At 71.5% G+C, this 20718-nt stretch carries 18 protein-coding genes; 9 read left to right on the top strand and 9 right to left on the bottom strand.

All coding sequences use genetic code 11. From position 1 onward, the window contains the following. The first annotated feature begins 17 nt into the window (after positions 1 to 17). The 4 genes from ACH4S8_RS02580 to ACH4S8_RS02565 all read left to right on the top strand — a co-directional run bounded on the left by ACH4S8_RS02580 (position 18) and on the right by ACH4S8_RS02565 (position 4889). Positions 18 to 1331: a DUF4032 domain-containing protein gene (locus tag ACH4S8_RS02580; RefSeq protein WP_398390155.1), complete on the top strand. Its 1314-nt coding sequence runs from the start codon at positions 18 to 20 to the stop codon at positions 1329 to 1331. A 95-nt stretch (positions 1332 to 1426) separates the two neighbouring features. Continuing rightward, on the top strand, positions 1427 to 3103 hold the full coding sequence (locus ACH4S8_RS02575) for an FAD-dependent oxidoreductase (RefSeq protein ID WP_398390153.1): 1677 nt from the start codon (positions 1427 to 1429) through the stop codon (positions 3101 to 3103). Next, the gene (locus ACH4S8_RS02570; RefSeq protein WP_398390151.1) at positions 3100 to 4542 is read left to right on the top strand and encodes an ATP-binding protein; all 1443 of its coding nucleotides are present in this window, start codon (positions 3100 to 3102) and stop codon (positions 4540 to 4542) included. The genes ACH4S8_RS02575 and ACH4S8_RS02570 overlap by 4 nt, the downstream gene beginning before the upstream one ends. Further along, positions 4539 to 4889, top strand: a complete 351-nt coding sequence (locus ACH4S8_RS02565) for a UBP-type zinc finger domain-containing protein (RefSeq protein ID WP_398390149.1) — start codon at positions 4539 to 4541, stop codon at positions 4887 to 4889. Before ACH4S8_RS02570 ends, ACH4S8_RS02565 begins: the two co-directional genes overlap by 4 nt. 40 nt (positions 4890 to 4929) lie before the next feature. Here the strand turns inward: ACH4S8_RS02565 and ACH4S8_RS02560 are convergent, their stop codons facing one another. Next, a complete protein-coding gene (locus tag ACH4S8_RS02560; protein WP_398390147.1) occupies positions 4930 to 5421 on the bottom strand; it encodes a VOC family protein in 492 nt (163 codons plus the stop codon). Positions 5422 to 5558: 137 nt separating this feature from the next. Between ACH4S8_RS02560 and ACH4S8_RS02555 the strand changes: the two genes are divergently transcribed. Further along, entirely contained in the window at positions 5559 to 5774 is a 216-nt protein-coding gene (locus tag ACH4S8_RS02555) for a hypothetical protein (RefSeq protein ID WP_037617573.1), read from the top strand. Between the two features lie 13 nt (positions 5775 to 5787). On the opposite strand, the gene ACH4S8_RS02550 is transcribed toward ACH4S8_RS02555, so the two are convergent. After that, positions 5788 to 6255: a hypothetical protein gene (locus ACH4S8_RS02550; protein ID WP_398390145.1), complete on the bottom strand. Its 468-nt coding sequence runs from the start codon at positions 6253 to 6255 to the stop codon at positions 5788 to 5790. Positions 6256 to 6364: 109 nt separating this feature from the next. Beyond that, positions 6365 to 7858 (bottom strand): serine hydrolase domain-containing protein, encoded by a 1494-nt coding sequence (locus ACH4S8_RS02545; protein WP_398390143.1) that lies wholly within the window; start codon positions 7856 to 7858, stop codon positions 6365 to 6367. A gap of 399 nt (positions 7859 to 8257) precedes the next feature. Between ACH4S8_RS02545 and ACH4S8_RS02540 the strand changes: the two genes are divergently transcribed. Beyond that, a complete protein-coding gene (locus tag ACH4S8_RS02540) occupies positions 8258 to 9892 on the top strand; it encodes a serine/threonine protein kinase (RefSeq protein WP_398390141.1) in 1635 nt (544 codons plus the stop codon). A gap of 23 nt (positions 9893 to 9915) precedes the next feature. On the opposite strand, the gene tgmB is transcribed toward ACH4S8_RS02540, so the two are convergent. Then, positions 9916 to 10869: an ATP-grasp ribosomal peptide maturase gene (gene tgmB / locus ACH4S8_RS02535; protein ID WP_398390139.1), complete on the bottom strand. Its 954-nt coding sequence runs from the start codon at positions 10867 to 10869 to the stop codon at positions 9916 to 9918. A gap of 14 nt (positions 10870 to 10883) precedes the next feature. Beyond that, positions 10884 to 11075: a putative ATP-grasp-modified RiPP gene (gene tgmA, locus ACH4S8_RS02530; protein ID WP_398390137.1), complete on the bottom strand. Its 192-nt coding sequence runs from the start codon at positions 11073 to 11075 to the stop codon at positions 10884 to 10886. 251 nt (positions 11076 to 11326) lie between these two features. Here tgmA and ACH4S8_RS02525 point away from each other — a divergent pair, with 251 nt between their 5' ends. Both ACH4S8_RS02525 and ACH4S8_RS02520 read left to right on the top strand, forming a co-directional pair. After that, positions 11327 to 12355 carry a hypothetical protein gene (locus tag ACH4S8_RS02525; RefSeq protein WP_398390135.1) on the top strand — a complete coding sequence of 343 codons (1029 nt, stop codon included), beginning with the start codon at positions 11327 to 11329 and terminating at the stop codon, positions 12353 to 12355. Between the two features lie 135 nt (positions 12356 to 12490). Further along, positions 12491 to 13174: a DUF2238 domain-containing protein gene (locus ACH4S8_RS02520; RefSeq protein ID WP_398390133.1), complete on the top strand. Its 684-nt coding sequence runs from the start codon at positions 12491 to 12493 to the stop codon at positions 13172 to 13174. A 65-nt stretch (positions 13175 to 13239) separates the two neighbouring features. Here the strand turns inward: ACH4S8_RS02520 and ACH4S8_RS02515 are convergent, their stop codons facing one another. Further along, positions 13240 to 14223 (bottom strand): aldo/keto reductase, encoded by a 984-nt coding sequence (locus ACH4S8_RS02515; RefSeq protein WP_398390131.1) that lies wholly within the window; start codon positions 14221 to 14223, stop codon positions 13240 to 13242. Between the two features lie 75 nt (positions 14224 to 14298). After that, positions 14299 to 15252, bottom strand: coding sequence for a DUF389 domain-containing protein (locus ACH4S8_RS02510; RefSeq protein WP_398390129.1), 954 nt, complete (start codon positions 15250 to 15252; stop codon positions 14299 to 14301). A gap of 236 nt (positions 15253 to 15488) precedes the next feature. Between ACH4S8_RS02510 and ACH4S8_RS02505 the strand changes: the two genes are divergently transcribed. After that, complete coding sequence (locus tag ACH4S8_RS02505; protein ID WP_398390704.1) at positions 15489 to 17312, top strand: glycoside hydrolase family 15 protein; 1824 nt, start codon at positions 15489 to 15491, stop codon at positions 17310 to 17312. Positions 17313 to 17360: 48 nt separating this feature from the next. On the opposite strand, the gene ACH4S8_RS02500 is transcribed toward ACH4S8_RS02505, so the two are convergent. Both ACH4S8_RS02500 and ACH4S8_RS02495 read right to left on the bottom strand, forming a co-directional pair. Continuing rightward, entirely contained in the window at positions 17361 to 17795 is a 435-nt protein-coding gene (locus tag ACH4S8_RS02500; RefSeq protein WP_398390127.1) for a hypothetical protein, read from the bottom strand. Positions 17796 to 17920: 125 nt separating this feature from the next. Beyond that, positions 17921 to 19699 (bottom strand): cation:proton antiporter, encoded by a 1779-nt coding sequence (locus ACH4S8_RS02495; RefSeq protein ID WP_398390125.1) that lies wholly within the window; start codon positions 19697 to 19699, stop codon positions 17921 to 17923. Between the last annotated feature and the right edge of the window lie 1019 nt (positions 19700 to 20718).

Below are 20718 nucleotides of genomic sequence, written 5' to 3'. Positions count from 1 at the left end.
GGTGGGGCAGCCCGGCCATGGCTCTGCAGATCAGCGCGACCAACCCGGAGCATCCCGCGCTCCTGCTCGAACTGCCGTGGCAGCTGCCCCTGGAGGAGTGGCCCGAGCACCATCTGGTGCCGCTTCCGCGCGGCATCTCCCGGCACGTGGTGCGCTACGCGCGCGCCGGGGACGAGGTGGTCGCCGTCAAGGAACTCGCCGAACGGCCCGCGGTGCGCGAGTACGAGCTGCTGCGCGGCCTGGACCGGCTCGGGATACCCGCGGTCGACCCGCTCGCCGTGGTCACCGGCCGTACCGACGCGGCCGGTGAGCCCCTGGAGCCGGTGCTGATCACCCGGCACCTGGGCGGCTCCCTGCCGTACCGGTCGATGTTCGAGACGACCATGCGGCCGGCCACCATGCACCGGCTGATGGACGCGCTGGCCGTGCTGCTGGTGCGGCTGCACCTGGCCGGGTTCGCGTGGGGCGACTGCTCGCTGTCCAACACGCTGTTCCGGCGCGACGCGGGGGCCTACGCCGCGTATCTGGTGGACGCCGAGACCGGCGATCTGCACCCGCGGCTCAGCAACGGCCAGCGGGAGTACGACCTCGATCTCGCCCGGGTGAACATCAGCGGCGAACTGCTCGACCTGGAGGCGGCCGGCGCCCTGCACCCGTCGGTCGACCCGATCGAGTTCGGCCGGGAGATCTGCGCCCGCTACCGGGGCCTGTGGGAGGAACTGACCCGCACCTCCGTCTACCCGGCGGGCAAGTACCACTACATCGACCGCCGCATACGCCGGCTCAACGACCTCGGCTTCGACGTCGCCGAGATGCAGATCGCGAGCTCGTCGAACGGCGACACCGTCACCTTCGTGCCCAAGGTCGTCGACGCGGGCCACCACCAGCGTCAGCTGCTGCGGCTGACCGGACTCGACACCGAGGAGAACCAGGCCCGGCGGCTCCTGAACGACCTGGAGAGCTGGATGGCCACCCAGGACGACTACGCGCCGAGCTCCGCCACGCCCGGTACCCGGTCCGGCCGCGGCGGAACGCATCCGCACGCCGCCCGGCCGGAGGTGCTCGCCCACCGCTGGGTGCGGGACGTGTTCCGGCCCGCGGTCCGGGCCGTCCCGCAGGACCTGCGCGGCTCCATGGAACCGGCCGAGCTGTACCACGAGCTGCTCGAACACCGCTGGTTCCTGTCCGAGCGCGCCCAGCACGACATCGGCCTGGACGCGGCCGTGAAGGACTACGTCACGACCATCCTCCCCAAGGTCCGCGCCCCGCTGCCGGCCCCCGCGGACACGCCGGAGGCATCCGGCGGGTACCCCGTTCCCGAGCAAAGGTGACCGATCGTACATACGATTGGCTCTGTACCGGCCCCGGCACGCCCTCGGCGTCCGCCGGGCCGGAACGCAACTGACCTGCTCGGGGTGGGAGAGGTATGACCCAGGCCGCCAGTCCGGCGCGGACCGTCATTCTGACCGTCGACGACGACCCCGGGGTCTCGCGGGCCGTCGCCCGGGACCTCAGGCGCCGCTACGGCGAGGGGTACCGGATCGTGCGCGCGGAGTCCGGGGAGGCCGCGCTGGAGGCCCTGCGCGAGCTGAAGCTGCGCGGCGACCAGGTGGCGGTGGTCCTCGCCGACTACCGGATGCCGCAGATGAACGGCATCGAGTTCCTGGAACAGGCCCTGGACGTGTATCCGGGCGCACGCCGGGTGCTGCTGACCGCGTACGCGGACACCAACGCGGCGATCGACGCGATCAACGTGATCGACCTCGACCACTACCTGCTCAAGCCCTGGGATCCGCCGGAGGAGAAGCTCTACCCGGTCGTCGACGACCTCCTGGACGCCTGGCGGGCCAGCGACTACCGGCCCGTGGGCGCCTGCAAGGTGGTCGGACACCGGTGGTCGGCCCGCTCCTCGGGCGTCCGCGAGTTCCTGGCCCGCAACCAGGTGCCCTACCGGTGGTACTCGTCCGACACGCCCGAGGGACAGCGGCTGCTGAGCGCCGCCGGGCAGGACGGCGAACGGCTGCCGCTGGTGGTCACCCCGGACGGCACACCGCTCGTCGAGCCCCGGGACCCGGAGATCGCGGCGCACGTGGGACTCGCCACGACCCCGACCTCGGAGTTCTACGACCTCGTCGTCATCGGCGGCGGCCCGGCCGGGCTCGGGGCCGCCGTGTACGGCGCGTCCGAGGGGCTGCGCACCGTGCTCGTGGAGCGGTCCGCGACCGGCGGACAGGCGGGCCAGAGTTCACGGATCGAGAACTACCTCGGCTTCCCCGACGGGGTCTCCGGGGGACAGCTCACCGACCGGGCGCGGCGGCAGGCCGCGAAGTTCGGCGCCGAGATCCTCACCGCGCGCGAGGTGACCGGGCTGGAGGTCACCGGGGCCTCGCGCACCATCCGCTTCTCCGACGGCTCCGCGATCTCCGCGCACGCCGTGATCCTCGCGACCGGTGTGTCGTACCGGCAGCTGGAGGCGCCCGGCCTGGCCGAACTGACCGGCTGCGGCGTCTTCTACGGCTCGGCGCTGACCGAGGCGGCCGCCTGCCAGGGCCACGACGTGTACATCGTGGGCGGCGCGAACTCGGCCGGCCAGGCGGCGATGTATCTGGCCCGGGGTGCCAAGTCCGTCACCATCCTGGTGCGCGGCTCCTCGCTCTCCGCCTCGATGTCGCACTATCTGATCGAGCAGATCGCCGACGCGCCGAACATCTCGGTGCGCACCGGCACGGTCGTGGACTCCGCGCACGGCGACGGCCATCTGGAACAGCTGACCCTGCGCGATGTGGCGAGCGGCCACACCGAACTCGTCGACGCGCAGTGGATGTTCGTGTTCATCGGCGCGGCCCCGCTCACCGACTGGCTGGACGGCACGGTCCTGCGGGACGGCCGCGGATTCATCCTGGCGGGCCCGGACATGACACCCGACGGGCAGCCTCCCCGCGGCTGGGAGCTGGACCGGCCTCCGTACCACCTGGAAACCAATGTGCCCGGCGTGTTCGTGGCCGGGGACGCGCGCGCCGAGTCGGCGAAGCGGGTCGCGTCCGCGGTCGGAGAGGGAGCCATGGCCGTCATGCTCGTCCACCGTTATCTGGAGCAGTCGTGAGCGGGCGGCCGGTGCCGTGCGACGCGGCGGAGCTGAGCACGCTGTTCCTGTTCGAGAAGCTCGACGGCGACCAGCTGGACCGGTTGTGCCGGGAGGGCCGGACGGAGCAGTTCGACCCCGGGCCGGTGTACACCGAGGGCGATCCGGCGACCTGCTTCTACGTGCTCCTCGAGGGCACGGTCGTGATGTCGCGCCGGGTCGGCGCGGACGACGTGGAGATCAGCCGTACCTCCAAGCGCGGGGTGTACGCGGGCGCGATGCAGGCGTATCTCAGCGACCCGGGGGACGCGCAGTACAAGGGCTCGATGCGGGTCACCGAGCCGTCGCGGTTCTTCGTGCTGCCCGCGGCGACGTTCGCCGCCATCCTGCGGGACTGGTTCCCGATGGCCGTCCATCTGCTGGAGGGCATGTTCTTCGGCAGCCAGAACGCCCAGCGCACCGTCGGGCAGCGCGAGCGGCTGCTGGCGCTCGGCTCGCTGTCGGCCGGGCTCACGCACGAGCTCAACAACCCGGCCGCAGCGGCCGTGCGGGCCACCTCCGCACTGCGTGACCGGGTGGCCCACATGCGACAGAAGCTGGGGATGATCGCCTCGGGTCCGTACGCGCGCGACGCCCTGGAGACACTGGTCGAGATCCAGGAGCGGACGGCCGAGCAGGTCGCCAAGGCCACGCCGCTGAGCCCGCTGGAGGCCTCCGACCGGGAGGACGCGCTCGCCGACTGGCTCGACGACCACGACATCGCGGGCGGCTGGCAGCTGGCCCCGACGTTCGTGCAGGCGGGTCTCGACACGGACTGGCTGGACCAGGTCGCGGCGGCCGTGGACGGACCGACCCTCGAAGGCGCGGTCCGGTGGCTGAACTACACGGTCGAGACCGAGCTGCTGATGAACGAGATCGAGGACTCCACCACCCGCATCTCGCACCTCGTGGACGCGGCCAAGCAGTACTCGCAGATGGACCGCGCGCCCTACCAGGTCTCCGACGTGCACGAACTGCTCGACAGCACCCTGATGATGCTCGCCGGCAAGATGGGTTCGGGGATCAAGGTCGTCAAGGAGTACGACCGGACGCTGCCCCGCATCCCCGCCTACCCGGGTGAGCTGAACCAGGTGTGGACGAACCTCATCGACAACGCCGTCTCGGCGATGGCCGGCGAGGGGACGCTGACGGTGCGCACCGCTCCCGACGGCGACCATCTGCTCGTCGAGTTCCGCGACACGGGTCCCGGGGTGCCCGAGGAGATCCGCGACCGGATCTTCGACCCGTTCTTCACCACCAAGCCGGTGGGCGAGGGCACCGGTCTGGGCCTGGACATCTCCTGGCGGATCATCGTCAACAAGCACCACGGCAGTCTGCTGGTGCAGTCCGAGCCCGGCGACACCCGCTTCCAGGCGCGCCTCCCGCTGACCGCCGCGGAATCCTCCGAGGAGCCGTCATGACCACACCGAACGGAATCGACCCGTCCGTACCGCCGAGCGGTACCGGCTGCGCCGAGTGCGACACCGCCGGCGGCTGGTGGGTCCATCTGCGGCGCTGCGCCCAGTGCGGGCACATCGGGTGCTGCGACGACTCCCCGGCCAAACACGCGACGGCGCACGCGCGGAGCACGGGGCATCCGCTCATCCAGAGCTTCGAACCGGGCGAGGACTGGTTCTGGGACTACGACACCTCGGAGCTCTACGAGGCCGGTCCCGACCTCGCTCCCCCGGTGAGCCATCCGCTCGACCAGCCCGTACCCGGCCCCGCCGGGCGTGTTCCGGCGAACTGGGCCGAGACGCTGCGCTGACCTCGGGCGGGCCCGGCCGCGGTCGGCCCCGGCCGCGGGCTCAGAGGACCTTGTTGCCGTACATCTCGCCGAGCGGGTCGGCGAGCAGCTCGATCCGGGCGCCGTCGGGGTCGCGGAAGTAGATCGAGGTACCGCTCTCCTCCATGTACTCGACCCCGGCGGCGTCGAGCCGCCCGCGCAGTTCGCTCCAGGTGCCGGGGTCGACCGAGATGGCGAGGTGGTGCAGTCCGCCGAGGACTTCCGCGTACGGGCCGAGGTCGAGGCCGGGGAAGTCGAAGAAGGCGATCAGGTTGCCGTTGCCGAGATCGAAGAAGAAGTGGGTCGAGCCCTTGTAGTCCCGGTTCTCGATCATCTCGGTGAGGGGGAAGCCCAGGACGTCCTGATAGAACCGTACGGTCCGCTCCACGTCCGAGGAGAGCAGCGCGACATGGTGCACGCCGCGGGCCGTGCTCGCCGCCCGCTGCGGCTTCAGATGGGTGTCCCTGATCCGTCGGCGCTCCGCTTCGATCGCCGAAAGGTCCATCGCGTTCATCGAAAGCTCCTCACCCAGAGAACCGGCAACGCGTTCAGTACTGAAATACAACCACTCTCACGCGGTACGACGGCCCGTGTGCCTCCACGTCCGCCCGCCGGGATGCGCGGCGCGGCGCGAGGGACGATCCTGGAGACATGTCCGGACGGGCTCCTTTGGTTGTGCATCCGGCCCTGGATACCAGCGGCCGCGAGGTGACCGCGCGGGGTGAGAACCTCGGCGTGGCGTTCTCTGACGAGGATCTGCTGGAGTTCCTCGGCCGGGCAGGACTGCCGGACGCGGAGGATCTGCTGGACGATCCGGCCTGGGTGAAGTGGCGCGGGGGCCAGGCGCACTTCTACGGGACCGGGTGACGGGAGAGGCCGGCTACTCGCCGGCCGGCGGGGCCAGGACCGCGAGTGTGCCGTTGGCCTGGCGCAACGCCAGTTCCAGGGGAAGTGCCGGGTGCAGCGCGCCCGTCCCGTCCGGTGGCACGATCCACTCCAGCGGTCCCGCCGAACGGTACGGCGGCGGTACGGCGATCCAGGACCCCCTGCCGAGATGACGGAGCCCCGACCCCTCCCACCGGGTCGCGGGGTCGGGCGGCAGGAAGAAGCCCACCCGCTGGGCCGCGCAGTCGACCAGCGTGGGCCCCGGCACCTGGAGCGGGCTGGACCACAGGATGTCGAGGGCGAGCAGACCGAGCTGCTCGGGGACGCTCAGCACGTCCCAGTAGCGCCCGGCCTCCAGGAGAACACCTCCGCTTCCCTGGTCCCACTGGCGTTTGCACGCCCTCGGATTCGTGGCGGCGGCGGCCAGCCATTCCACGCTCCGCGTCCACATCAGGTTCGTCATGCATCACCCCGGAGTCGGTTCCTCCGCTCGGCAGGCACGCGGGAGGCGCGGGTCGAAAGACCCGCTGCCGCCCGTCAGGACCTCGGCATATGCATGGTGGTGGATATCTCTACGTGGCGGAAGGGGTGGCGAGGCATGGCGTTTCCCGGGGACCTGTTGACGGCGGTTGCCACGGCGCCCGGAGGGATTCCAGGGAGCGGGCGTGGAGCGGGGTCGTGTGCCAGCGGGCCGTGAAGGTCCGGCCGGGCAGCTCGCACTCCACGGTCAGCCGGTGCGGGGTCTCCAGGAAGAGCACGTCGACGCGCAGGGTGCCCGGGCCGGTCCAGCCGCCGCTCACCGCCACGGGCGTGGGGCCGGGGTCGACGGTCCAGCCGGTGGCGGCGAGCCGCAGTTCAAGGCGCCGGTCGCCCTCGGCCAGCGTGACACCGGTGCCCTTGTCGCCCTCGGCGACGATCACGCCCGTCAGCGTCCGCTGAGCCGCGCAGACGCCTCCGGCGGGCGCGAACTCCGCGTGCGACCAGGCACCCCCGGGCTCCGGGGGCTCGGCCGCGGCCTCGACCGGCGGCAGCTCCAGCCGGGCGAGCCGGCGGCGCAGCCGCTCGTCGCGCTCGCCCGCCGCCGACAGGGGTGCCGCCCCGAACGCGGGCAGCAGATGCCGCCACATCAGGTCCAGCAGTTCCTGCATCCGGTCGGTGGCCGCGGTCGTCGCGATCACGGCGTCGTGTTCGGGCAGCACGACGCAGAACTGTCCGAACGCCCCGTCGCCGCGGTATCCGTGCCGTCCCCGCCAGAACTGGAGTCCGTAGCCCTGCTGCCAGTCCGAACGAGCGCCCCCGGGGGTGCCGTCGGCGTTCGCGACATGGGCGCGGGTCGCCTCCGCGATCCAGGAGGCCGGCAGGAGCCGCTGTCCTTCCCAGACGCCTCCGTCCAGATACAGCTGGCCGAGCCGGGCGACGGCGTCGGTCGCGGCGTGCAGCCCGCTGAAGCCGATCTCCCGGCCGGCCCGGTTGCGTGTCCAGGCGGTCTCCCCGATGCCCAGCGGGTCGAACAGCCGGGGCCGCAGGTAGGCGGTCAGCGACAGTCCGGTCACGCGCTGGAGGATCGTGGCGAGCGTGTAGGTGGCGGACTGGTTGTAGGCGAAGACGGTGCCGGGGTCGCGGTCCGGCGGGATCAGCAGGAAGCCGCGTACCGCCTCCGCCCGGTCGAGCCGTACCGCGTCGGCCCAGGTCTCGGTGAGATGGCCGCTGGCCATGGCCGCGACGTTCCGTACGAGCATCGCGCGGCTGCGCGGATCGGTGATGTCGGCCTCGAACTCGGGGAAGTACGAGATCACCGGACGGTCGAGGTCCAGCAGGCCCTCGGCCACGGCGAACCCGGCGGCCGTGGAGGTGAAGCTCTTGCTGAGCGAGTACAGCAGCTGGACGCGGTCGGGCGTGTACGGCGCCCACCAGCCGGAGGCGACGAGGTGCCCGTGGCGCAGGATCATCAGGCTGTGGGGTTCGATGTCCGGGTCGGCCTCGACGGCGTCGAGGAACGCGGTGATGCCGGAGGCGTCGACGCCCTGCTCGGCGGGCGGGCTCTGGGGCAGCGGTCGGACACGCATACGGACGGCCTCCGGGTGGCTCGGGCGGTGGGCGGCGGACAGCGGGCGGCGGACTGGGCACGCGGGCGGACAGCATTGCGTGCATCTGGCATCTTTCCCCGACGGCTCCCCGGTGTCCATGACCTGGCGGCCCGGGTGCCCCCTGCTCCAGACCGTGCGGCAACTACCTTTACTGAAAGGTGAGTTGACGCTCACGGCGGACTCCGGGTCGCTACCGCGGCAAGGAGGCCGGGCGGTGAACCGACCGGGAACACGGTCCTGAACCGTTCGCACAGACGCGCGACGACGACGCGGCCGGGTAAAAACACTCATCCTTACCCACCTCCCGTTGAACACTCTTCGTCACCTCCTGCGTACTTCTGGGAAAGGCGGATGTCCGGTACACGACGAGGGATGACGATGGTCAAGGCGCAAGACTCCGCGGGCGAGTTGATCGCCGGGAGATACCGGCTGCTCGACGCCTTCCTGCGCGAGGAGGGCCGGGCCCTGTGGCACGGCGAGGACACCGCCTTCGGACGGCCTGTCGTCCTGACCCGCTCACGCACCGCCGGGCCTCCGCCCGAGGGGACACCGGAGCCCGCCGCCGACCGGATCCTGCGTACGGCCGAGATCCTCGGCCCGGCCTGTCACGGAGGAGTGGCCGCGGTTCTCGACGTGGTCGAGGAACCCGGCTTCGTCTGGACGGTCACGGAGCGGCCCCCGGGCGCCCCGCTGGCCGAACTCCTCCCGAGCGGTCCCGGCGATCACGTGTGGGCGGCCGCCGTCGGGCTCGGCGTCCTCGACGTCCTCACCGCCGCGCACGGTGAAGGAGTCGTGCACGGCGAACTCGGTCCGAGCCAGGTGTGGGCGGACGACCAGGGCACGGTCACCGTGACCGGATTCGGCCTGCCGGCGTCCGCCGCCGCGCCCCGCGTCACCGCTCCCTCGTACGCCTCCCCCGAACAGGCCCGCGGCGAGGGCGCCACGCCCGCGGCGGACCTCTGGACGCTGGGCGCGATGATGTACGCGCTGGTCGAGGGGCGGCCGCTCATGGAGGACCGGGGCAGCGCCGAGGCCACGTTCCGGGCCGTGGACCGGCTGCCGGTCAGGGAGCCGCAGAAGGCGGGCCCGCTCGCGCCCGCCATTTCGGGCCTGCTGCGCTGGGACCCGGTGGAGCGCGTGCCCGAGGCCGTCGTACGCGAGTCGCTGACCCGCATCCTCCGGCAGAACTTCGAAGAGGTCACACCGCCGGAGCCGCTGCCCGATCTCCTCGATCCCGCCGGGGAGCACCGTGACGGCGGTGCGGAGAACGGAAGCGCCGGGCACACCCGAAAAGGCCTGCCCTTCGGCCGGCCGGTTCTGCTGGGCTCGGCCCTCGCCGTCACAGTCGTCGCCGTCGGCGTGTTCGCCGCGATGGGCGGGCTGCCCGGCGGGGCCGACACCTCCGCGTCCGGCGCGGCACCGTCACGGGCCGCCGCCCGCACACCGTCCGCGGCTCCCACCGCCGCCGGCACGCCCGCCGGCGGCCGGACGCCCACGGCGTCCCCGAAGCCCTCTCCCTCCCCCTCGCCCACGGCCGGCTCCACGGTGCCATCCGGCTTCTCCCTCTACCGGGCGCCCCAGGGCTTCTCCGTCGCCCTGCCGCTGGGCTGGAAGCCCGTGGAGACACAGTCCTCCGACGACCTCGCCTACCGGGTGACCTTCGGGGCGAGCGGCGACCCGCGCACCCTGGCCGTCACCTACAGCACCCAGCTGGGACCGGACCCCGTCGCCGTCTGGAGCGCCAAGGAGCCGAACCTGCAGGCCGTGTCCACCGGCTACGAACGCGTGGGCGCCATCCGGCCGGTGACCTATCACGGCATGAAGGGCGCCGACATGGAGTGGTACTCCGTGGTCGGGGGCGTGCGGGTGCGCACCCTTGGCCGCGGTTTCCTCATCGGCGGCCATCGGGGCTTCTCGCTGCGCTGGACGACTCCGGCGGACGACTGGAACAGCGCCGCCGACCGGCAGGCGCTGAAGGTCGTCCTCGACTCCTTCCGGACGGGCGTGAAGTGACCGTCCGTCACTGAATGTTCACGTCAGTGTCCTTCCGGGATACGCAGGCCCGGCCTTCGCTGCGCCAGCCACACGGCGACCTCGTCGGCGATGGGCTGCCCGGTCTCCAGCTCGATGAAGCCGAACTGGCCTCCCTGGTTGCACTCCAGGAACCACCAGATGCCGTCCGCGTCCTCGGCGAAGTCGAAGGCCGCGTAGGAGAGTCCGGTGAAGGCGAGGTAGTCGTGGACCGAGCGGGCGATGCGGTGGGGCACCGGTGTGGGCTCCCAGCCGTTCTCCGCCTCGCCGAACCGGCCGTCGACCTGACCGGGTTCGGCGGCCTTGCGGGCGGCGAACAGCCGGGTGCCGATCCCGGTGAGCCGGATGTCGGCGCGCCTCGGAATGTAGCGCTGGAGCAGGGCGGGACCGGCCGCCACACCGGAGAAGTCCGTACCGGGTCCGACCAGCGTGGTGGGCAGGGCCGCCGGAGGCTGGCCGGGCGGCGGCCCCGAGGCCGATTTCACGACCACGTCCCCGTGCTCCTGGACGAACTGCTCGGCCACCCGGGGAGCGGTCGTGATGACGGTGGGCGGCACGGCGAATCCGCTGCTGTGGGCCACCCGCAGCTGCCAGGGCTTGTGCCGGGCCTGTTCGGCGCGGCGCGGGTGGTTCATCCAGCGGGTCGAGGCGGAGTAGAGCATGCCGAACAGGGCCTGCCTGGTCTCGGCGGTGAGCCATGCGGAGGGTTCGGCGGCATGGGCCGCCGGCTCACCCGGTCTGCGCACCCACACGGAGCGCAGCCCTCCCATGCTGAGCACATGGCCGTTGACCGACAGATAGCCGTCGAAGTCACCGTGGGCGTAGTCGGCTGAGATCACCGCCTTGCCGGGCACGTCGGCGGGATCGAGGCGCACCATGGGCACGCCCCGCTCGTGCAGTCGGGCCACCACCATGTCGGCGGTGACGTCCTGCTCGGCCGTGAGTATGAGAACCGTCATGCGCGCGGCATCCGTCAGTCGTCGAAGTGCGTCTGGGAACCGGCCGTCGACGTCGTGGTGCCGGTGGCCATCAGCAGCGCGCGGTCGCTGACGGCCGGTCTGCCGTCGGGCAGCACGTTCAGTTGCAGGGACACGTCGAAGTGGTACGGGGTTACTGCGGCCGACTGCCCTGAGGGCCGGGCGTAGTTGAGAGTGAACGGTCGCACGAAAGATCCTCCCGCGGTCGCGCGATGGCCAATACACACCCGTACGTGAGGCGTCCGTAAGGAATTCATCACTTTCTGCCACATCGGGGTGAAGGTCATCACATCGCGTCGTTTCTGGCTTGCACATTTCGGATTTACTGGGGTGACCGCCTGGTCGCGGTCTACGCGTGTTTCCTTGATTCCACGCAGACCTTAGGCCATAGCTTCATCCTCTGTGACATCAACGCCCCACCATCCCAGGAGAGTTCCCGGTGACCGCAGCCATCACCTCGTCCGAAGACGCCGCCACGCAGCCCGGCGTTCCGCACCTCATCGAGCGCGACGCGCACGACTTCGGCGCCTACGCACGCAACGGTGGCTGGGCCTTCGCGCTGAAGGTGGCGCGCAGTGTCCGTCCCGGCGGCCAGTCCGCCGACGACACGCAGAAGGTGTCCGCGAAGGAGTTCGCGGAACTGGCCGGATGCTCGCCGGAGCGGGTGATGCGCTACTACAAGGCCTGGGACAGGGCCGCGGACGACGGACTGGTTCCCCATTTCGAGACCCTGATGCCCGGCGCGGACGTCGAACTGCCGGACGGGGAGGCCTGGTCGGCCTACTACGCCTCCCGCTCCAGTGCCGCCTCCGAGCGCGGCGCCGCCATCACGGAGGCCGCCGAGGCCGAGGGCATCCGCCCCACCAAGGCCCTGGAGGTGGCCGAGAACCCGACCGCGCTGCGGGCCGCGATCCTCGCCGACCCCTCCACGGCGAAGGCGGCGCGGGCCGCCCTGCTGGACCGCGTGAAGGAAGACCCGGCGCTCCAGACCGAGTTGGCCCGTGACATCGCCCGCACGGACGAGCTGAAGAAGGCGGTCGCCACCGAGAACAGGGCGGCCGACCGCATCGGCTACGTGCGCCAGATCGCGGAGAAGGGCCAGATCAGGACCCCGGCCGGACAGACCCTGGACGCCCCGCTGCAGCTGCGCTCCGAGGCCGAACGGCACCTGTCCCTCCTCGACGAGCTCGACGAGGGCGAGGACACGGGCGAGTGGGCCACGGAGGCGTACGACACGATGAGGAACCTCGTCGTCGAGACGGTGGAGGCCGACCCCGAACTGCGCGTCCAGGAACGCCGGACGAAGTTCTACAGCAGCCTGCAGAAAGCCACGAAGGTGTTCGAGGAGCTGACCTTCGACGACGCCGACGACATCTACGAGGACGACATGATGCAGCGCCTGGAGGAGCTCCAGCAGGCGATCGGCACCGCCATCGCGGCGCTGCGCGGGGCGGCCGGCCGGGAGTGAGCCGGCCGGGCGGATGTGCGCGGCCGGCTCACTCCCGGCCGGGCGGACGCGCGCGGGCCCGGGTGAGTACCCGTACTCATGCCATCGCCCCCGGCGCTGCACCACGATGGGGCCACCTGGACCAAGGAGGCCGCCATGCCCGGATCAGCCCTCGCCCCGCCCGGACGACTCCCGGCGCTCTCGAAGCGCGCCCCGCGCAAGGCCCTCCCGGCCGCGCTCCTCGCGGTGGTCGTCGTGGGCATGGCACTCTCCGCGTGGCACGCCAAGGACGGAACGACCTGGCTGCTGGAGACCGTGTGGGTGCTCGTCGGGCTGCCGCTCGTGGTGCTCGGCAGGCGGCGGTTCCCGCTGACGAGCCTGCTGTACTGCCTGCTCGCGGCGCACGCGCTGGTGCTCGCGGTGGGCGGCCACTACACGTACGCGCAGGTGCCGCTGGGCGACTGGGTGCGTGACGCGTTCGGGCTCGACCGCAATCCGTACGACCGGTTCGGGCACCTCATGCAGGGCTTCGTGCCGGCCGTCCTGGTGCGGGAGGTGCTCAGCCGGACGTCACCGCTGCGCGGCAGCAGGTGGCTGGCGCCCCTGACGGTGTGCGCGTGCCTCGCCTTCAGCGCCCTCTTCGAGATGTTCGAGTGGGCGGCCGCGGTGATCGGCGGCCACGGGGCGGACGCCTTCCTGGCGACCCAGGGCGATGTCTGGGACACCCAGTGGGACATGTTCTGCGCCCTGATCGGCGCGACCGTCTCGGTGCTGGTGCTCGGCCGCGTGCACGACCGGCAGCTCGACGCGCTCGCGGCGCCGCGGCCCTCCGGGAGCTGAGGGCGGTCGGCGCCGCGGGACGGCGATGGCCCGGCGAGGCCGGACGAGGCGGGTCGGGCCCGCGGTCACCAGCGGCTCTCGACCTGCTCCTTGATCCGGCGCTCGTAGAGTTCGCCGACGGCGTCCAGCGTCGCGCGGGACAGCTGCGGCAGCTTCGCCGCCTCCGCGTTGGCGCGGGCCTGCTCGGGCGACCGGGCTCCCGGGATGACCGTGGTCACGCCCGGCTGCTCGACGATCCACCGCAGCGCGAGCTGGGCCGGCGTGTACCCCTCGGGAGCGAGGGCGGAGAACTCGGCCGCCGCTTCCACGCCCGTCGCGAAGTCGACCCCGGAGAAGGTCTCGCCCTGGTCGAAGGCTTCGCCGTGGCGGTTGTACGTCCGGTGGTCGTCGGCGGCGAAGACCGTGTCCTTCGTGTACTTGCCCGAGAGCAGCCCGGAGGCCAGCGGGACGCGCGCGATGATGCCGACGCCCGCCTCCCGGGCCGCCGGCAGGACCTCGCGCAGGGGCTTCATGCGGAAGGGGTTCAGGATGATCTGGACGCTCGCCACGTTCGGGCGGGCGATGGCGGCCAGTGCCTCGTCACACGTCTCGACGCTCACGCCGTACGCCGCGATCCGCTCCTCCTCGACCAGCGTGTCGAGGGCGTCGTACACCGCGTCCGAGGAGTACACGGGTGTCGGCGGACAGTGCAGCTGCACCAGGTCGAGCCGGTCAACACCGAGGTTGCGGCGTGAACGGTCGTTCCAGGAGCGGAAGTTGTCGAGTACGTAGTTCTCCGGGATCTGGTCGACGCGACGGCCCATCTTGGTGGCGACCATGACGTGCAGGTCCGGGCGGCCGCGCAGGAAGCCGGCGATGGTCTCCTCGCTCCGCCCGTCCCCGTACACGTCGGCGGTGTCGAAGAAGGTCACTCCCGACTCGGCCGCCGTCTCCAGCACGGCCAGGGCGTCCTTGTCACTCACCTCGCCCCAGTCGGCACCCAGTTGCCAGGTGCCGAGACCGATGACGGAGGCATGCTGGCCCGACCTGTCGAATGCGCGCTCGTCCATGGCGTCAGTCTGCCACCTCCACCGGACCGAACCGGACGTCCCCGCTCCGCGCGCCCTCGCGGGCCGGTGCGGCGCTCACCCGTCGGCCGGGCGGGCCTCGCGCCGGCCGACCATGCGCCAGACGGCCCGCTGACCCCGCAGCGCGAGCGTGCCCACCACGATCAACACGGTGACGTTGAGGAGGAGTTGGATGAACGCCCCGCGCGCCTCGGTCCAGCTCCCGAAGGCCGCGGAGACGCTGAAGTCGGCTGCGGCGGGGATGGTGGTGACGGAGATGAAGACACCCAACAGGGCGCTCGTCCTGGCCTCGCTCAAGGAGACGACGCCCACGATCCCGGCCAGCGTGGCGACCACGACCGAGAAGAAGTCGGGTGTGGAGATCAGATGGGAGACGGGGCGTACGTTCAGGTCGAACGCCCGGGACTGCAGGCCGAAGCCACGGATCAGCAGACCGAAGAGGAACGTGACGACGACGGCGAGCGCGAACCCGGCCGTCAGAGCGGTCAACCCCTCGCGCACACGCCGCCCCGAGCGCCGGTCGATGCCCAGCGCGACACTGACGATGGCGCCGTACTCGGGCCCGACGACCATGGCCGCGACGATGAGGATCTGGGAGTTGGTGACGATGCCGACCGCGCCGATGAGGCCGGCGACCACCAGGTAGAGGTAGAAGCTCGGCGCGTAGGTGCCCTGGGCACGGATGCGGGCCTCCACCTCCTCCCAGACCGGCGCCCGGGACAGCGGCCCGAGCCGGTCGGCACCCGCCCGCACGGCACGTCCGGCGAAGGCCATGTCGACGGGTTCGACGACGATGGAGCCCACCTCGTCCAGACGCAGCTCCCGCAGGCCGCGCAGCACGTCGTTCGCCCCTCCGGTCAGGATGTCGCAGGCGAGGGCGTCGCCGTCCGGTTTCCGCGCGAGGCCGGGTTGCACGACGAGATTGACGACGTGGGGGTCGGCCGCGAGCAGGGCGGCCACGGCGCCGGTCAGCCGGGCGGGACTCACCATGCGCACATGGATCAGGTCCATGCGGGTACCTCCCGGGACACCGGAGCGCGCCTCCTCGACGTGGAACGGTCCCCTCCAGTAACCCCGGCCGCCCGTCGTTCGGCAATCCAGCCGCGCGGGGCACCCCCCGGCCCTCCCCCGTGATCCGGCCGCGCCCGAAGGCGGGGTTCACCCCCGTGACCCGGCGCCCGCCGGGGCGAACAAGCACACACACCCGGCATGTCGGATAGTGAAGAGGCCTGGATCCTCGAGATTGGATCAGCATGGACCGCTATCCGCCCATAGCCGACCACGGCCTGGTGGGGGATCTCCAGTGCTCCGCCCTGGTCTCCGCCAAGGGCGTCGTGGACTGGTTCGCCGCCCCGCGCTTCGACTCCCCCAGCATCTTCGCCGCGCTGCTCGACCACGACCGCGGCGGCTGGTTCCGGCTCGCTCCCTCCCGCCCGGAAGGCACCTGGAAGCAGCTCTACTACCCGGACACGGCCGTCCTGGTGACACGGTTCATGTCACCGGACGGGGTGGGCGAGGTCCTGGACTGGATGCCGCCCGACCGCTCCGGGACCGCTTCCGCCCGGCACCGCCTCGTCCGGGCCGTGCGGACGGTGCGGGGAACCATGGAGTTCGCCCTGGAGTGCCGCCCGCGCTTCGACTACGGGCGGGCCGGTCACGAACTCGCTCTCGGAGCCGACGGCGCCGTGTTCCGGTGCCCGGGGACCACCGCGTTCCTGCAGAGCACCTTTCCCCTGGAGCGGGACGGCCAGGACGTGTGCGGCACCGTCGCCCTGAAGGCCGGCGAGACGGCCGTGGCCGTGTTCACCGTGGACGGTCCGGACGCCACGGCACCACCGCCGCCCACCGTGCCGGAGATCGAGGAGAACCTGGCGCAGACCCTCGACTTCTGGCAGGACTGGGTGCGCAACTCCCGGTACCGGGGCCGCTGGCCCGACATGGTGCACCGCTCCGCCATCACCCTCAAGCTCCTGACCTACGCGCCCACCGGCGCCCCGGTCGCGGCGGCCACCATGGGACTGCCGGAACAGATCGGCGGTGAACGCAACTGGGACTACCGCTACACCTGGGTGCGGGACGGAGCCCTGTCGCTGCGCGCCCTGCTCGACCTCGGCTTCACCGAGGAGGCGACGGCGTTCACCCACTGGCTGCGTGAACGGCTGATGGAACGCCTGGACCAGGAGGGCGAAGCGCTGCAGATCATGTACCGGGTGGACGGCACGCCCCTGGCGGGCGAGGAGATCCTGGACCACTTCGAGGGCTACCGCGGCTCCTTCCCCGTACGGGTGGGCAACGCCGCCGCCGACCAGCTCCAGCTCGACATCTACGGCGAGGCCCTCTACGGCCTCTCGGAGGGCCGCGAGATCGGCATCCAGGCGGACTACGCGGGCTGGAAGGCCGTCTCCCGCACCCTGGACTGGCTCGCCGGCACCTGGGACCGCCCCGACGAGGGCATCTGGGAGACCCGGGGCGGACGCAAGGACTTCACGTACAGCCGGGTGATGTGCTGGGTCGCGTTCAACCGCGGTCTGCGGCTGGCCCGCGACTGGAGCCGGCCGGCGGACACCGAGCTCTGGACCCGGGCCCGGGACACCATCCTGGAGCAGGTGATGGAGCGCGCCTGGAGCGAGAAGGAGAAGGCGTACGTCCAGTACTACGGGGGCGACGTCCTGGACGCCTCGCTCCTGCTCATCCCCCGGGTCGGCTTTCTGGGCGCCAAGGACCCGACCTGGCTGTCGACACTCGACGCGATGGGCCGGACGCTGGTCTCGGACAGCCTCGTCTACCGCTACGACCCCGCCGCCTCCCCGGACGGCCTGCGCGGCTCGGAGGGCACGTTCAGTCTGTGCACCTTCCTGTACGTGGACGCGCTGGCGCGCTCCGGCAGGCTGGCCGAGGCGCGCTACACGTTCGAGAAGATGCACACGTACGCGAACCACGTCGGGCTCTTCGCCGAGGAGGTGGGCCCCAGCGGCGAGCAACTGGGCAACTTCCCCCAGGCGTTCACCCACCTGTCGCTGATCATGGCCGCCACCACGCTCGACGAGGCACTCGACCGGCAACGCGACTGACCGGTACGACACCGACCGGACGACCGGATGCCGGGGGCACCGGACCGGCTACACCCGCGCCCCGTGCACGTGCTTCGGCTCCACCAGCAGGCCGTAGATGACCAGCAGGGACACGAGCATCGTGAACAACGACCACCACGGATAGACCGGCAGGAAGATCATCTGTGCGACCAGGGCGAACACGGCCAGGCAGATGCCCGCCAGCCGCGCCCCTCTGGAGCCCACGAGCACACCGAGGCTCAGCACGGCCATGACGATGCCGACGGCGACGAAGATCCAGCCCCAGGCCGTGTAGTTGAGGATCAGCAACCGGTTGCCCCCGGAATACACCTTCGAGTAGTAGCCGTGGTTGAAGACCGCCACGAAGCCGGTGAGGAGGTTGAACAGGGCGCTGACCATCAGCAGGATTCCGGCGAAGGCCACCCAGTGCGAGCGCTCCATCGGCGGTACGAGGTCGTCTGGCTCGGAAGCTTGTCGCTGCATGACACCCATGAGATCCAGCCGGAGGACGGACCGCAATCCGCACTGGACCGTTGGAGTCGGACGCGGCCGGACGGACCGGGCGGGAGCCGGGCGGGGCGGCGGACACCGGTCCGTGGCGCTCGTCGTCAGCCCGCCGGTACCGGGCCCGGGGTCCGGGCCGGGCCGAGCAGGATCGCGGTGTCCCGAGCCCCCGGCCGCGGAGCGCGGGTGTCGGTGACCGGATCCAGCCGCCCGTCGGGGCGCACGAGGAACAGCAGCGCGTGTCCGTCCGGGATGCCGTCCTCGACGGGACGGAAGACGATCCGGGCGCCGTCCTCGTAGCGGCGGGCCAGTTCCGGTCTGCTCAACTCCGCCCCGAACAGAGTGTCGCCCCTCGTGTAGGGGGCGACCACGCCATGGCTCAGTCCGGGCGGCCCCAGCCGGTGGACGAACCCGTCGACCGTGCCGCGCAGGGTCTCCGACGCCAGTGCGTTGAAGTCGTCCTCCTCGGTGAGCAGCAGGACCCCGGTGATCCCTTCGAGCTCCGCTCCCTCGCCGGTGGCCGCGGCGAGCAGTTCACCCGGCGCCAGGTGGAGTCCGGCGGCCCGGATCAGGTCGCGCTGCTCCTCCCGTCCGGCCCACATCAGCACGTCCAGGCCGGCGGAGCGCAGCGCGCGGCCCAGGTCGATCGCCCAGGGGTCGCCGCCGACGAGGAGCGGACGGGCCCGTGCCGGGCGCAGCGCGCCGAGGCGCCGGGCGACGGGGTGCGCGCTCAGCCCGTACAGCGTCACCGTGGCGACGATCACCAGGAAGGTGGCGGGCAGGATCTTCTCGGCGCCGCCGACGTGGTCGGCCACGAGTGCGGCGGAGAAGGTCGAGGCGGTGGACGCGGCGACGATTCCGCGGGGTGCCATCCAGCCGATGAACGCCCTCTCGCCGCGGAGCAGGTCCGTTCGCGCGGTCGACAGGAGCGCGACCAGCGGCCTGACCACCAGGACCAGCGCGGCGACGAGGGCGAGCGTGGGCAGGACGGTGTGCCGCAGGGACGCGGGGGTGACCGTGGCCGAGATCGAGATGAACAGCAGCCCGATGATCAGCGAGACCAGGGTTTCCAGGAACGGGCGGCGCGCCGGGAGGGAGACGCCCGGCAGATTGGCGAGGGCCATCCCCATCACGACCGCGGCGATGAGCCCGGTGTCGTCCCGGATCGCGTCGCAGAGGGCCGCCACGCCCACCGCGGCGGCGAGCTGCGCCGTCGTGCCCAGCACCTCGCCGAGGTGCAGCCGGCCGAGCAGGAACCAGAGGACGGCGGCACCGACCGCGCCCCCGATCAGTCCGACGGCCGAACTCGCCGCGAACTGACCGATCTTGCCGCGCAGGTCGTTGTTGCCGCTGGCGACGACGGCATGGAAGACGAGCGCGCCGAGGATGCCCCCGACGGCGTCGATCAGGGACCCTTCCCAGATCAGGATGCGCTGCAGCCGCTCGGTCGGACGGACGAAGTGCAGGAGCGGACCGACGACGGTGGGCCCGGAGACGACGAGGATCACGCCGAGCATGACCGCCGAACTCTTCGACATGCCGAGCAGCGGTACCGCCAGAGCGGCGGCGGCCGCCCAGGTGATCAGGACGCCGATCCAGATCAGCCGTGCCACGACCCGGGGCATGTGTCCGTGCAGCCCGCTCAGGTCCAGGCCGAGCCCGGCTTCGTAGAGGATCACCGCCACCGCGAGCGACACCATCGGGGAGAAGGCGTCCCCGAGCAGTTTGTCGGGGTTGACGATGTCGGTCAGCGCGCCCGCGGTGAAGCCGACCGGCAGCAGGACGATCAGGGCGGGGATCCGCAGCAGGCTCGCCACGAGCTGGGAGCCGACGGCCAGGACGACGATCAGCCCGAGTCCCTGGAGGATCTGATGATCCGTCATGGCTGCCTTACTGCCGGTCGTTCCGGCCGGCGGTGGGTTCGTCACGATGGGCTCGTCACGGCGGGTTCGTCACGGTCCGTTCGTCCGGGCAGTGCGGACGAACGGACCGTGCCGGGGCGGCCCGCGCCGCCGGCGGGTCCCGTCCGCCGCGGCCGGGACGGCTTCGGGTTCGACGGCCCCGCACCCGAGGCAATCACTCCCGCCGGAGGTCGGCGACGGCCGGCTCCCCTCGCTCGGCCGTTGGAATGATCCGGGTCCCTCCGGCGGAGCAACGGCCCGGCGCGCCGGCCCTGCCGCCGGGACGCCGGGACGCCGGGGGCGACGACGGGCGCCGGATCGATCGGGATGGGGCCGCGGCGGACCTCGGGGAAATCGGGGAGATCGGGTACGCGAGCTCGGGAACCTCGGGGACGCTCGCGGCCGGCTCCCGCTCCGTCCGGGCCCGGCGCGCACGGCGCCCCGGGAGTACTCCGGGGCGCTGTTCCACGGCTGCCGCTTCCCTTGCCGCGGGACACGAACCGGCGATGCCGGTCGGCGCGGTGGCCGGATGGTTTCCGTGTCTCTCCAGGACAGGAGTCACCGACCCGGGACAAGAGTGCCCTGAGATGCGGGTGTGGCGGGTGGGGTTCGCCGTCATGTCATCACCCTGTAAGAAACCCCACACAGGGAACGCCGTCGGGGAGGGGCGCCCGATGCCACGGCGGCGCGGGCCGACGGCACCGGCCGACCTCGCACGCGACCCGATGGCCTGCGCCGACACCCTTCGGACCAACAGCATGTGACGAACTTTCAAGAAGTGAATGGCGACGCGCCGCGGTGACGCGTCGACTCACACAGGTGAACACGACGGAAACCGAGCCGAGTTCAACACCCTCACCCCAGAATCCTTCAACTTCTCTCATCTACTGGTGACTTGAGAAGGTTCTCTGCTTCACATCTTGACGTCTTTGGTGCAGACCTTTAGGTTCACCGATCACCACGGCTCCATGAATGCATTCGTTGTTCATGGACGTGAACCC

The sequence above is a fragment of the Streptomyces sp. NPDC021080 genome (genome assembly GCF_044333225.1).
In the GTDB taxonomy this organism is placed as follows: domain Bacteria; phylum Actinomycetota; class Actinomycetes; order Streptomycetales; family Streptomycetaceae; genus Streptomyces.
Note: the sequence above shows the minus strand (reverse complement) of the source record. Positions and strands in the feature narration are given on the sequence as shown.